The sequence below is a fragment of the Dehalococcoidia bacterium genome (assembly GCA_041653995.1).
GTDB lineage: Bacteria > Chloroflexota > Dehalococcoidia > GIF9 > UBA5629 > CAIMUM01.
Genome location: JBAZEK010000001.1, coordinates 65,802 through 79,464 on the forward strand (window position 1 = coordinate 65,802; position 13,663 = coordinate 79,464).

Sequence of the window (13,663 nt, forward strand, 5' to 3'; positions counted from 1 at the left end):
TGTCCCGATACTGGATGCAATGAAATATTTTCGAGAGGAATATATTAATCGCATTGCACAGTCTATGTGTCAGCGGAGCTATCTCAACGGAGAATCGGCTAAAACAGAGGAGGCAGGCAGATGACCAGGCAATCGGAAATCGAATCACAGCGTATGATCGAGATGTTCGACAACCTGAATGCGGACAAGTATCCGTTGAAGGAATACAGGTATATCGGGCAGAAGGGGGTGCGCAGGATCGACGGCCTTGCCAAGGCTTCCGGGCATGCCGATTATACCATGGATATACTGCTTCCCGGCATGCTCTATATGCGCTTTCTGATGTCTCCCTATCCACATGCCAAAATACTCAAGATGGATACCAGCAAGGCGGAGAAGCTTCGGGGCGTCAGGCATGTACTGCGCTATGACGATCCGGAGATGCCGGACGCGCTGTGCCTTGGTCTTGGAGCAGGATTCTTCAGCAATATGAGGCCACTCCCGAATGTCGCCCATTTTGAAGGGGAACTCGTCGGCGCTGCCGTGGCAGCGGATACTGAGTCTATTGCAGAGGAGGCGCTGTCGCTGATCGATGTCGAATGGGAGCAGCGCCCATTCAATCTGGATCCGGAAAAGGCAGCTGAAGCGGGAGCACCGCTTTCCAATCCCGAACGGTATAGGGATGGGAACTACTGGAACAGGGGCGTTTTTGAGGAACTTGAGACGGGCGATGTGCAAAAAGGATTCCAGGATGCAGACAAAATAACCGAATTCAAAGTTATACGCCGGGATCATACATGGATATGCCCCGAACGGCCTTGCGGGATCATCAGATGGAATGGAGACTGCCCCGAAATCTGGCTTAAACATCAACGGCCTCATTTTATCAAGCGCCACCTCTCCGGCTGGTATGGCGGCACGCCTATGGACAAGATTGAGCTACATATGCCGTTTCAAGGTGCGATGTTTGGCGGCTGGACCTCGGTCGACTGGTCTTTTGGCCCTTTCTGGTCTGCCGGTTTGGTGGCCAAGAGGACGGGAAAGCCTGTTAAATTCATCTTCAACCGCAGGGAAGATTTTTACGGCGGCTCCATGGACGGGGGCGTATATTACGTCAAGGCAGGTTTCAAGAAGGACGGCACTATCACAGCGGTCGAAGCCGATGTCTATGTAATTAATGCGCTCTTTCCGGTCTTTCATCCTCCGCTTCATTTCAACGAAAACTCCAGGGTACCCAATCTCAGGGGAAAATCCAAATCAATCTGGATTAACAAGGGACCTACGGTAGCTGTACGCTGTGAGATGTTGCCAACATGCTTGACTTTCACTTTGGTGATGGACCGCGTCGCGGCCGAGTTAGACATGGACCCAACTGAAGTAGCACTGAAAAATGATGGCGCCGAGGGACATGATATGATCTGGTTGGACGAAGAGAAAAAGAGACGCGGTTTCCAAGTACGCGATAGCCTGAAGGAATGCATCGAGAAAGGTAAAGCGGCGTTCAAATGGGATGAGTCATGGCATAAGCCCGGTGCCAGGAAGCTTCCCAACGGCAGGATGCATGGTGTGGGCTTCACCTGGACACAGGAGTGGGGTGACTCATGCGGCGGTGGCGAGGTCGCGTTACGTATCGAACGAAAAGATGGAACTGCAACGATATTGAGCATGGGTTGCGATCATGGTGTTGATGCGGAAAATTCCTATTGTCGAATTGTGGCGGATGAGCTTGGGTTTCGACTCGAGGACGTGCATTATAATCCCAGGTTTGACCCCGGCTTTTTCAGGATGACGCCGGGCTCCTCCACCAATATGTCCGTCAATGGTTGGGCAGTGCGTCATGCGGCCAGGATTCTGAAACAGAAGATACTCGAAAATGTCACCAGCCCCACATCCCCCTCACAGCGGGGCAGCTTTAAGCCGGTATTCCCAAATGCCAGGCCCGAGGACCTGGATATAAAGGACAGCGTCATCTACCTCAAATCAAACTCCTCCACGCAATTACCTGTAGCTGACCTAGTAAAACCGGGAGGTGAAGGTGGACCACTAACAGTACTTGAGAACATGGGGATACGAGTTGCTTATGTTGAACCGCTTGCCGTTCACGCCTTCCATGTACAGGAAGGCGGATATAATCCAAACAATCCTCGGCCCCGATTTTGCCGTCAAGCGCATTTCATGGAGGTCGAGGTGGATACTGAGATGGGCGAGGTCATAGTCACCAGGATTGTAAATGTCAATGATGTGGGAAAGGCAATTAATCCGATGAGCTGCCAGGGGCAACAGTATGGGGGCAGTATTATGGGGGTAAGCAGGGCTAAATTTGAGGAAGTTGTACATGATCCGGTCACCGGCGTTATGCTGAATGGGAACCTGCTCGATTATAAGATCACTACTATGAAGGACCTGGGCCCGGTCCAAACAATTTTAGTGGAAACCGGTATGGGTTATGGCCCCTACGGACTGACAGGTATCGGCGAGGACATTGCCACGGTAATACCCGCACTCCTGTCGCCCGCCGTTTACAATGCTACCGGGGTGTGGATCGATGATTTCCCGATCACCCCTGAAAAGATATTGAAAGCTCTGGGGAAACTATAAATGCGTTTATTCCGCTTCATAAGAGGATGCGAGAATTTGAGTAGAGTCAGCGAAGACTTCTGGAGGGACTATTAAAGATGCTGTTCTCGCTGTTGCTCTCTATCCTGAATATTGCCATCGGCATTACTACAAGAACAAACCGATCTGTAAAGGATATGCTCATCATTCAAAACTCTACCTACGTGCTGATGACCGAAGACGGGAAAAGAGGCAGGCGATACATTTTCCGAAACGGGAAATATTCGTCAGACAAGGTACTTTCCAGCTATGATTTGGCCCTGGTGTTCAAGGATGCCTCCATCGGTTTTAAAACACTTGCATTGGGTGGGAGTACCGGGATACAAGATGCAATAAACAATTGGGATCTGAAGCTCAAAGGTGATCCATCTGTCATGATATTTTTCGCCGTGGTGATGATGGTGGCTCTCGGTGCAATCAAACGGTAAAATTTAGGTTGTTACCTTGCCTGCGATCGAGACAATTAATCTCAACGATAGAGAAACACCGCAGGAGGAGTTCACATGAAAATCAGTCTTCATTACAAAGGATTTATCAAGATTGAGAAGTATGAGAACGATTCATTGATTGAAATCCCCGAAAATTGCACTGTTCGCGATCTTATTCTATTTTTAGGAATATCGAAACAGCAGGATTCCCCATATATCCTTGTCAATAATGATCCTGCATGGAATTCGACGGTTTTAAAAGAAAACGATTCGGTAAAACTGATCACTGTGGTTGCAGGCGGCTGAAAGGGTACTGTTCTATTCAGACAATTATCCTTGAAGCGGTGTCACATTACCATTTTCCACTGCGCAGAGCTTTGACTATGAAATCGGTCTGGTCTTTTATGAAATTGTCAAGATTATAATCGTGTCTTAAATCCCATCGCCTGAATGCCCACGCCGTAATCAATACCTCTATATTGGTAGCTACCAGACGTGGATAGTTACACTTAAAGTAGCCCTGTTTGCACCCCTTCTCTATTAGCAGTTGCAGCTTCTCCGAAGTACGGTTGAATGATCCCAAAACCAACCTGCGAAATTCAGGTTCCAGATTTTTCGACTCCTGATACCAGAAAACAAAGATGTCCTGGTATTTATCTACGTGAAGCGCATAATACCTGATTGTCTCTTTCAATGCTGTCAACGGATTGGACTTGTTCAGTATCTTTTCGATCTCTTTTATCAGTTCCTCCTGCCATTGATTATTCATTTCAATGAAAAGGATCATAAGATCTGCTTTTGACGGAACATAGTAATAAAGGTGTCCGATGCTCATACCGCAACGGTTTGCAATATCGCGGGTTGTGGTCTTCAGGTAGCCCTTTTTCACAAAGAGATAAGCCGCTGCCTCTAATATCTCCAGCTTCCTCTTGCTATAGGCCACCCCTTTTCTGGGCTTGCTTTTTACAGTCGCCATGCTGAAAACATTATACCCGAAACCGGTATTTGACACAGCCAGGAATCGTTAGTATATAATAGGTCAATCGCTCGAACTATTATATCACTGGGTAAAATGCACCATTTATCAGATATTTACATACCCGGAGGTTTAATCTTTTTGATGAGGAGCAACTTACAGGGGACCGTCATCGTAGCGTACGGCATTTGGAGGAATATAAATGAGTGATACTATTGCTCCCGTCAAAACTGAACAGAGGAGGGCCATTAATAGGCTGAAGAGCATGTACCCTCTGCGCAACCTGGTGCAGCAGGACTATCTGAATACTCTTCAGGCCGCCAAGGAAGGGGAACCAACTGTCTGGGCCATGATTAATTACTGGGAGGGGGATATCCCTCTAAAAGCCATGGGCCTCAATATCGTTTATCCCGAGAACTACTCCGCTCTCCTGGCAGCCTCCGGCACAGCCGAACCGTTCTTGGATGGCTCGGACTCCGACGGCTTCCCTACCCATATGTGTGGTTACGGCAGGAGCACCATCGGCTATTCATATCGCATGATGAAGGAAAATGGCGGCATGATACCGCCTGAAGCGCCCATGGGCGGTATGCCCAAACCGCAGTTGCTCGTCGCCTCAGGTATCATCTGCGATGCCAGATTCAAATGGTTTCAGGCTCTGTCCAGGTATTTTGATGTTCCCAGGTGGTGCCTTGAGATGCCCCTTATGGGCACCGCCGAAGGCACAGAGGAAGACCTCGAAACGTATCAGGTAGAGTTCCTGGTCAAGGAGCTGAAAGAATTCATCACTTTCCTGGAGAGACTTTTTAAGAAAAAAATGGATTGGCATAGGTTCGAAGAGCTCACTGACCTCGCTATCAGGATTCACGAAATCACTTACCGGATCAGTGAAGCACGTAAAGCGACACCCGGCCCTATGCACTCTACGGATTTCTGGAGCAGCATGCCACCATCGCTATTCTTTGCAGGTGATATGAATGTGTCGCTCAAGCTGTATCAGGACATGCTGGCGGAAGTGCAGGACAGGGTTAAGAATATGGAATCTGCGATCAGGTTCCCCGAGAGGTATAGGATCATATTTGCCGAACTGCCGCCGTGGCACAGCCTCAAATTCTTCGATAGTCTGGCCGAAAGAGGCTGGAATTTCGTATTTGAAAGCAATGGCTATCATGCTCCCAAACCGCCGGATCTGGTTAAAGTGAGCGACCCGGTGGAGAAGCTGGTGCGCCTGTCGCGTAACTTCATATTCAATATGCATCCGCAGGCCAAGAATGATGGAATAGCCAATCCCATTGTCGAGTTCTATCTTAATTATGCCCGATGGTATAAAGCGGATGGTTATTTCCTTCACCCGCTCATGTCCTGCCGTGTGGCCAGCTCAAGCCTTAAGACAGTGCAGAACTTCCTGCTGACAAGACTCAACGTGCCCACGCTCTGGGTGGAGGGCGACATTATTGATAAGCGCGTTTTTAATCCCCAGGAAACACTGTCCAGAGCTGAAGCCTTCGAACAAACGATGGATCATTTCAGGAGAACCCGCGAATCACAGGGTGTGGAGTGGTAACCAAAGAAGAATAATGACGGCAGGTCAGTGTGATAATAGCTATAAGAAAACCAATTTCTAGCGATGTTTTGCAATTGAAAAGTTTGTTATATTATTAAAGCTATCGTTTTAGGAGCCTGGACAGGCGTCCTAATCAATAATGAGGGGGAGATCAGATGGAACAGGGTAAGGTTTCCTTGGGCGTAAAGCTCGGATACGGAGTCTGCGATTTCGGAGCGAACCTGTTTTTTACTGCGACTGCATTCATATTATTGAACTATCTGACTGATACTGTAGGTCTCGCTGCGGCACTCGCAGGTATTGCCCTCATGGTGGGCCGTCTGTGGGACGCCTTTTATGATCCTGTAATAGGCTATATCTCGGACCGCACCGTGAATAAAATGGGACGGCGCAGGCCGTACATGCTGGGAGGCGCCATCCCTCTCTTTATAGCGGTGATCGTGATGTTTATAAATCCGGTGCTTCTGGCGGGCGCAGGCATATCTCAGACAACGCTTTTTATCTATGCAATGGTCGTCTACCTGATCCTGTGTACCGCTTACTCAACGGTGAATATCCCTTACATGTCCATGGCTCCTGAGTTAACGGCCGACTACCATGAAAGGACGTCAATGATGGGCTACCGCTTTGGATTCGCGGCGATAGGCACTTTGCTCGGGGCGGGTTTGGCACTGCCCATCGTGGCGCTTGCGCCGGATAAAAATATCGGCTTCGTACTGCTGGGTATTGTATTCGGCTCCGTCATGCTTATTACGGCATTAATCACTATATTTACAGTCAAAGAGCCTGCTAATTTGAAACCGGCAAAGTCCATGGGCTTCGTTAAGACTTATACCGAGGTCTTCAAGAACAAGCCTTACCTGCTTATCCTGGCAACATACATATCTCATATTATGGCTATTACGGTGGCCAGCGGCATAGTCATTTACTACTTTAAATATATTCTGAACGACGAAGCCGCGACCACCTGGGCTATGCTGATACTGATCGGAACGGCTATTCTGTTTATCCCTGTCAGCGTCTTCCTGAGCAAGAGATTGGGCAAGAAAAAGGTTTACGGTGCGGGCTTCGTAATCATGGCAATCATGCTGATGGTGCTCTTTTTCTTCGGTCACACTCAGGGCGTTACCTTCACATTGATAGTCATGTTTTTAATGGGCACAGGTTTCGGCTTTACATATGCTATGCCCTATGCAATAGTGAGCGATGCAATTGAATACGACTATCTGAGGACCGGAGAACGAAGGGAGGGCGCTTTTTTCGGCATTTGGACATGGGGACTAAAAATCGGCCAGGCGCTGGCTATCTTTCTGATGGGAGTGACTCTCGAGTCGATGGGCTATGTAGCCAACGTCATGCCGCAGACTGCAAGCGCCCAACTCAGTATCAGGCTATTCCTGGGGCCCATATCGGCCGGCATATTTATCATCGCGGCTGTATTTTTATATTTCTACCCGATAACGGAGGCACGGTATAAGGAGATTTGTGCGCAAATCGCCGAGATGGAGGCCAGATCCGCCGCCTCTTAAGGCCGAGTAACCTTGAATTTATTATATATGCGCAGGCGCTGTCAGTTGAGAGATTGAATATATGTGGATATACTGTATTGGATTGGCCTGTTAATGTATGTGGCGGTTGATGGTTGATTAAATCTAATTTTGAGGTAAGTAGATGGGTAATATCAATGTGAGCGTAGACGGAAAAAAGGTCAGGGTTCGCGAGGGTTCTACCATACTAGAGGCGGCCGAGGCGGGCGGCATCACTATACCCACATTCTGCCATATCAAGGGGTTGCTGCCCACAGGTGTTTGCCGCGTGTGCGTGGTGGAGGTGAAGGGTTCCAGAACGCTGGTGGGAGCCTGCCACACGCCTGTCGCGGAGGGCATGATTGTTTCCACTCATACCCCGAGAGTGGTGGCTGCACGTAAAGTCATCGTGGAGCTGATGTTGACGGGCCATACCGGCGACTGCGTGAACGATCCCAACGCGGAGAACTGCAAGCTGCATAACCTTGCCTCGGACTATGAGGTGGGCGCCCCGCGGTTCAACGTTAAATCGCCGCGTTTCTATCCCGCAGAAGAATCCAACCCCTACGTGAGGAGGGATTTATCCAAGTGCGTACTCTGCCGCAAATGCGTCAAGGCCTGCCGTGAGATAGCGCACAAAGACGTGCTGAGCATAGGATATCGCGGCTTCAGGTCGAAGGTGGTCAGCGGTTACGACCAGGCGCTCACAACGGAGGCCTGCCGTGACTGCCTGATCTGCATCGAGCACTGCCCCACGGGAGCGTTGGGCAGGCCGGTCAAAGTCTGAGTAAAAGGGGGCATGTTGAAGATGAGCGATAAGAAAGACACAACCGCGGGCGGACAGTCCGGCGCCGGACTGTTGCCCGGTCTGAAAGCGGAGGTGGAGCAGAAGAATTATCTCTCCAAAGAAACACTGGAGGGGATTGCAGGACAAACAGGCCTTCCGCTTAACTATGTTTACGGGGTGGCCTCGTTTTACGCGTTTCTGCCTGTAACCAGGGTGGGGAGAAACGTGATTAAGGTATGCAACTGCCTGCCCTGCGAGATGAAGCAGGCCTCCGCATTGGTGGAGGGCATCAGGCAGGAGATTGGGATAGGGCCCGGCCAGACCACGCCCGATGGGAAGTTCACGCTGGAGATGGTGGGCTGCATCGGGGCCTGCGACCAGGCGCCGGCCATGCTGATTAACGATAAATTATACGGCAACCTCACGTCTGAGGGCATTGCCGGGATACTGAAATCCTATTGACAGGAGGTTATGAGTGGCGGAAAAGCGTATCGTATTAGGCAATTGCGGGAAAACAGACCCTCAGGATATCGAATCCTATCTCAAGGTGGGAGGGTTCAAGGCCTACGAGAAAGCGCGCAGGATGAAGCCGAAAGCTATCGTCGAGGAGGTTAAAAAATCGGGATTGACGGGCCGCGGCGGCGCCGGATTCAACTGCGGGCTCAAATGGGAGCTGGCCATGAACGCCAAAGGCCGGCAGAAGTACCTGATCTGCAACGCTGACGAGGGCGAGGTCGGCGCATTTAAGGATAAATACATCCTCTCCCACGACCCCTTCGGACTGATCGAAGGGATGATTATAGCGGGACTGGCCATCGGCGCCCGCAAGGCCTATATCTACCTGAGGGGCGAATACCACCCGCTCAAAGGACTACTCGTCTCCGCCATCGGTCAGGCCTCAGGCAAAGGTTATTTGAAGGATATGGATATCCAGGTGTTCGAGGGGGCCGGCGCGTACGTGTGCGGTGAGGAGTCGGCACTGATGAACTCCATAGAGGGACAGCGGGGTGAGTCGCGCTATAAACCGCCGTACCCGCCGCAGCGAGGTCTGTGGGATATGCCCACCATCATCAACAACGTCGAGACGCTGATGAACATCCCCCACATCGTCAACAACGGCGCAGCCTGGTTCAGCGCCATGGGCGCCGGCAGGAGCAAAGGTACCAAGGTCTTCAGCGTCAGCGGTGACGTTGCCGGTCCGGGCATCTACGAGATGGAGATGGGCAGTACGCTCAAGGAGCTGGTTGTCGGCCTGGCCGGGGCCGCCGATATAAAGGCGGTGCAGATAGGCGGGGCGACCGGCAATATCATACCCGGCTACATGATCGATACTCCCCTCTCACATGAAACCTTCCTGGGATCGGGCGCGGTGATGGTCTTCAATTCGACGCGGGACATCATCGACATAGTCCATAATGATATACGTTTTCTCAACGAGGAATCCTGCGGTAAATGCACGCCCTGCCGCGAGGGGACCGAGGTGATGCTGGAGATATACGGGCGTTTACAGCAGGGGGACGGCAGAGAGAGGGATATAAGTACGCTGGAGGAGCTGGCACGCACGATGGCGGCTGCCTCGCTGTGCGGGTTGGGACAGGCGGCCGCCGTGCCCGTATTGGACTCACTGAGATATTTCTATAACGAGTATATAGACAGGGTCAACCAATCGCAGTTTCTGCGCAGCTACCTCGGCGGTGAATTAGTTGTATCGAAGGAGGGAATCAGATGAGTACGAACTCGCAAGATCAGACAGCGCGCATGCAGGAGATGTTCGATAACCTTTCTGCGGATAAATACCCGCTCAAAGAGTATAAGTATATCGGTCAGAAAAGCCCGCGAAGGATAGACGGCCTGGCCAAGGCATCGGGCCATGCCGATTATACTATGGATATACAGCTTCCGGGCATGCTGTATATGCGTCTTCTTATGTCCCCCTACCCCAATGCCAGGATAGTCAAAATGGATACCGGCAAGGCCGAGAAGCTGCCTGGAGTCAGGTATGTTTTGCGCTACGATGATCCGGAGGTTCAGAAGTCTGAGATCATAGGAAAGACGGCAGGATTTTTCGGAATTGACAGGGCTCTTTCCGATTCAGCGCACATGGAAGGGGAACTGGTCGGAGCTGCCGTTGCGGCTGAGACTGAGGAAATCGCCGAGGAAGCGCTTTCCCTGATCGAGATCGAATGGGAGGAGCGGCCCTTTAATCTGGACCCTGTGGCAGCCAGCGATCCGGCAGCGCCGCTCAGCTGGCCGGAGCGCTATAGCGACGGCAACCACTTCAACCGCGGCGCCTATGATGAACTGACGCACGGAGATGTAAAGAAAGGCTTTGCCGAGGCGGATAAAGTCATAGAATTCAGCTTCAAACGTACCGCTAATACCTGGGTAGGTCCCGAGAGGCCCTGCGGCATTTTCAAATGGAATGGTGACAATGCCGAGATCTGGCTGAAGCACCAGCGGGTGCACCTGCCCAAGAGCCGTATCTCAGAGTGGTACGGCGGCATTCCCATGAGCAAAATAGAGATACATTCTCTATATCAGGGGGCCAGCTTTGGAGGCTGGTGCCAGATAGACTGGAACCTGGGCCCATTATGGTGTGCCGGTGCAGTCTCAAAGAGGGTGGGGCGGCCGGTTAAATATGTCTTCACACGTCGTGAGGATTTCTTCGGCGGTTCCATGGACGAAGGCACCTACTTCTTCAAAGTCGGATTTAAAAATGACGGCACTATCACCGCCGTGGATGTAGACCTGTACCATGTAAATGCCATCTGGCCGGTTTTCAGCCCGGCATTGCATATACATGACAATACCAGGGTGCAGCACCTCCACGGGCAGTCCAAGTCCATCTGGGTGAATAAGGGGCACACGGTTCCCACTCGATGTGAGATGCTGCCGCCGGTACTTGCCCAGACCATGATATTCGATCGCGTGGCCACCGAGTTGGGTATGGATCCCACGGAACTGGCTTTGAAGAACGATGGTTGTATGGGCCATGATATGGAGTGGGCCAGGGAAGAAAAGGAAAAGCGCGGCTTTCCGGCGCGCGACAGCCTGAAGGAATGCCTCGAGAAGGGCAAGGGTGATTTCAGATGGGACCAGGCATGGCACAAGCCGGGCGCCAGGAAGTTGCCAAACGGGCGCATGCACGGGGTGGGCTTCAGCTGGGCTCATGAGTGGGACGACTCCAGCGGCGGCGGCGAATTCGCCATACGTATCGAGAGGACCGACGGGACAGCCACATTGATGGCCATGGGTGCGGACAACGGCGTCAATGCGGAGGATACCTATTGCCAGATCGCTGCCGATGAACTGGGTTTTCGTTTGCAGGATGTTAATTATAATCCGCAGGTCTACCGCGGTTTCTATCGCATGACACCGGATTCCTCCACCAATATGTCGATCAACGGCTGGGCGGTGCGTCACGCCGCCAGGATACTCAAGCAGAAGATACTTGAATCTGCAACAAGCCCTTCCTCTTCAACACAGAGAGGAAAATTCCAGCCGGCTTTCCCCGACACCAGGCCCGAGGACCTGGATATCAAAGACAGCGTGATAATCGTTAAGTCGGATCCCAAACGGCAGATGAGCATAGCCGACTTCGTAAGATTGGCCGGAGAGAGCGGGCCGTTTGCTACTGACGAGTTTCTGGGAACACGGGTTGGCTGGTCAGAGCCGTTGTTTGCGGCGGGCTATCACGTTCAGTACGGCGCGTATAATCCGGTCAATCCCCGGCCGCGCTTCTGCCGCCAGGCCCATTTCATGGAAATTGAGATCGATACAGAGACCGGCGAGGTCTTCGTTACCAGAGTGCTTAACGTTAACGACGTGGGCAAGGTCATCAACCGCATGAGTTGCGAAGGTCAGCAATACGGTGGCAGCATCATGGGAGTGAGCAGGGCCAAGTTAGAAGAGGTGATACACGACCCGGTTACCGGCGTGATGCTCAACGGGAACCTGCTCGACTATAAGATAGCCACTATGAAAGATCTGGGGCCTGTGGGTACTATCTTATTGGAGACGGGCATGGGCTACGGCCCCTATGGGCTGATCGGCATTGGCGAGGACGTCGGCACAGTTGTCCCCGGGCTGCTGGCGCCTGCGGTCTACAACGCCATCGGAGTCTGGATAGACGAGCTGCCCATTACCCCGAGCAAAATACTGAAGGCACTGGGAAAATTATAGCATAAAAACAAAGCTTCGAAAGAGGAGGACGAGAACTTGAGTAAAGAGATAAAGAATTTCGTTTGCCCCTACTGCGGGGAATCTCATGATACGCAGGACGGGCTGAAAAGCCATGTCTTCAAATCGCACAAGGGACGCGGCCTGCCCACAGCCGAGGGCCGCATAAAATTGACAATCAACAGGGCGGAGCACTCCTTCCTGGTGGAGCCCAACTGGACCCTCTACTACCTCATCCACGACGTACTCGGCCTGACGGGATCCAAGCAGTTCTGCGACCGCGGCGCCTGCAGCTCCTGCACCATGATCGTGGACGGTAAACCCGTCCTCTCCTGCATGATGCTGGCCATCGAGTGCGACGGCAAGACCGTCGAGACCGTCGAGGGCATCGCAGCCGACGGCCATCCCCTGATCGAAGCCTATGTCAACAACCACGCCATGCAGTGCGGCTACTGCACGCCCGGCTTCGTGGTCGCCTCCAAGGCCCTGCTCGATCGCAACCAGGACCCCAGCGAAGAGGAGATCGTCGACGCGCTGGCGGGCAACCTGTGCCGCTGCAGCACCTATCCGCAGCATCCCATAGCAGTCAGAGAAGCCGCTGAAAAAATGAAGGCAGGTGGCAAGAAGTGAAGGAATTTAAACATTTCAACGCATACAGTGTGGACGAGGCCGTGGCCCTCATGGGCCGCTACGGTGAACGCGCCGCCGTCATTGCAGGCGGCACCGATATCCTGGGCAAGATGAAAGACTCCATCCTGCCCGCCTACCCGGAAGCCCTCATTAACATCAAGACCATACAGGGGCTGAGCGACATCAAGGAGTCGGGCGGCATGCTCAACATAGGCGCGCTGGCCCTGCTGGCCGATATCGCCGACAACGCCGTCATCAAGTCCAAATACGCCGCCCTGGCACAGGCCGCCGGCAGGACCGCCTCACCCCACCTGCGCAACATGGGCACCATCGGGGGCAACATCTGCCAGGACATCCGCTGCTGGTACTACCGCAACCAGAACAACAGGTTCTCATGCCTGCGCAAAAAGGGCGGCAGGTGCTACGCTATCAAGGGCGACAACCGCTACCACTCCATCTTCGGCGGCAGCGTCTCCGGCGGCTGTTTCGCAGTCCATCCCAGCGACACCGCCCCCGCCCTGGTGGCCCTCGATGCCAAAATCGTGACCTCCAGCCGCACCATCGACGCCGAGAACTTCTTCGAGGTCAAGCCCGTCAAGACCACCGTGCTCAAGGCCGACGAGATCGTCACCGGCATACAGATTCCCGAGCCCGCCGCAGGATCGTCCAGCGCGTTCCTCAAGTTCGCCCTGCGCAGGTCCATCGACTTCCCCATCGTCAACTGTGCGGTCATGATCACAACCAGGGACGGCAAGGTCTCAGCCGCCAGGATATGCCTCAATGCCGTCCATGTCATACCCTACCGGTCTGTTCAGGCGGAGCAGGCGGTTATCGGCAAGAAAATAGATGAAGCGCTGGCTGAAGAAGCGGGCCAGGCCGCTGTATCCGCAGCCAAACCGCTCGAACACAACAAGTACATGGTGGCGGTCGCCAGGACGCTGGTTAAAAGGACGCTGCTGGCCTGCGTGGAGAAGTAAC

12 protein-coding genes are annotated in these 13,663 nt (G+C 52.6%); 11 read left to right on the top strand and 1 reads right to left on the bottom strand.

What is annotated here, in order from left to right:
• Window positions 1-120: 120 nt before the first annotated feature.
• The 3 genes from WC359_00335 to WC359_00345 all read left to right on the top strand — a co-directional run bounded on the left by WC359_00335 (window position 121) and on the right by WC359_00345 (window position 3,329).
• Window positions 121-2,577, top strand: coding sequence for a xanthine dehydrogenase family protein molybdopterin-binding subunit (locus WC359_00335; protein MFA5398883.1), 2,457 nt, complete (start codon window positions 121-123; stop codon window positions 2,575-2,577).
• Between the two features lie 77 nt (window positions 2,578-2,654).
• Entirely contained in the window at window positions 2,655-3,023 is a 369-nt protein-coding gene (locus WC359_00340) for a hypothetical protein (protein ID MFA5398884.1), read from the top strand.
• A gap of 75 nt (window positions 3,024-3,098) precedes the next feature.
• Window positions 3,099-3,329, top strand: coding sequence for a MoaD/ThiS family protein (locus WC359_00345; protein MFA5398885.1), 231 nt, complete (start codon window positions 3,099-3,101; stop codon window positions 3,327-3,329).
• Window positions 3,330-3,375: 46 nt separating this feature from the next.
• Here WC359_00345 and WC359_00350 read toward each other — a convergent pair whose 3' ends face one another.
• Window positions 3,376-3,999, bottom strand: coding sequence for a TetR/AcrR family transcriptional regulator (locus WC359_00350; protein MFA5398886.1), 624 nt, complete (start codon window positions 3,997-3,999; stop codon window positions 3,376-3,378).
• Between the two features lie 202 nt (window positions 4,000-4,201).
• On the opposite strand from WC359_00350, the gene WC359_00355 reads away from it, so the two are divergent.
• The 8 genes from WC359_00355 (at window position 4,202) to WC359_00390 (ending at window position 13,662) form a co-directional block, all read left to right on the top strand.
• Window positions 4,202-5,563, top strand: a complete 1,362-nt coding sequence (locus tag WC359_00355; protein MFA5398887.1) for a 2-hydroxyacyl-CoA dehydratase family protein — start codon at window positions 4,202-4,204, stop codon at window positions 5,561-5,563.
• Between the two features lie 155 nt (window positions 5,564-5,718).
• On the top strand, window positions 5,719-7,092 hold the full coding sequence (locus WC359_00360; protein ID MFA5398888.1) for a glycoside-pentoside-hexuronide (GPH):cation symporter: 1,374 nt from the start codon (window positions 5,719-5,721) through the stop codon (window positions 7,090-7,092).
• A 142-nt stretch (window positions 7,093-7,234) separates the two neighbouring features.
• Window positions 7,235-7,876 carry a 2Fe-2S iron-sulfur cluster-binding protein gene (locus WC359_00365; protein ID MFA5398889.1) on the top strand — a complete coding sequence of 214 codons (642 nt, stop codon included), beginning with the start codon at window positions 7,235-7,237 and terminating at the stop codon, window positions 7,874-7,876.
• 21 nt (window positions 7,877-7,897) lie between these two features.
• Window positions 7,898-8,338, top strand: a complete 441-nt coding sequence (locus WC359_00370; GenBank protein ID MFA5398890.1) for an NAD(P)H-dependent oxidoreductase subunit E — start codon at window positions 7,898-7,900, stop codon at window positions 8,336-8,338.
• A gap of 13 nt (window positions 8,339-8,351) precedes the next feature.
• On the top strand, window positions 8,352-9,605 hold the full coding sequence (locus WC359_00375) for an NADH-ubiquinone oxidoreductase-F iron-sulfur binding region domain-containing protein (GenBank protein ID MFA5398891.1): 1,254 nt from the start codon (window positions 8,352-8,354) through the stop codon (window positions 9,603-9,605).
• Window positions 9,602-12,058 (top strand): xanthine dehydrogenase family protein molybdopterin-binding subunit, encoded by a 2,457-nt coding sequence (locus WC359_00380; protein ID MFA5398892.1) that lies wholly within the window; start codon window positions 9,602-9,604, stop codon window positions 12,056-12,058. Before WC359_00375 ends, WC359_00380 begins: the two co-directional genes overlap by 4 nt.
• Before the next feature lie 36 nt (window positions 12,059-12,094).
• Window positions 12,095-12,685, top strand: a complete 591-nt coding sequence (locus WC359_00385; protein MFA5398893.1) for a (2Fe-2S)-binding protein — start codon at window positions 12,095-12,097, stop codon at window positions 12,683-12,685.
• Window positions 12,682-13,662: an FAD binding domain-containing protein gene (locus WC359_00390; GenBank protein ID MFA5398894.1), complete on the top strand. Its 981-nt coding sequence runs from the start codon at window positions 12,682-12,684 to the stop codon at window positions 13,660-13,662. The genes WC359_00385 and WC359_00390 overlap by 4 nt, the downstream gene beginning before the upstream one ends.
• The last annotated feature ends 1 nt before the right edge of the window (window position 13,663 follow it).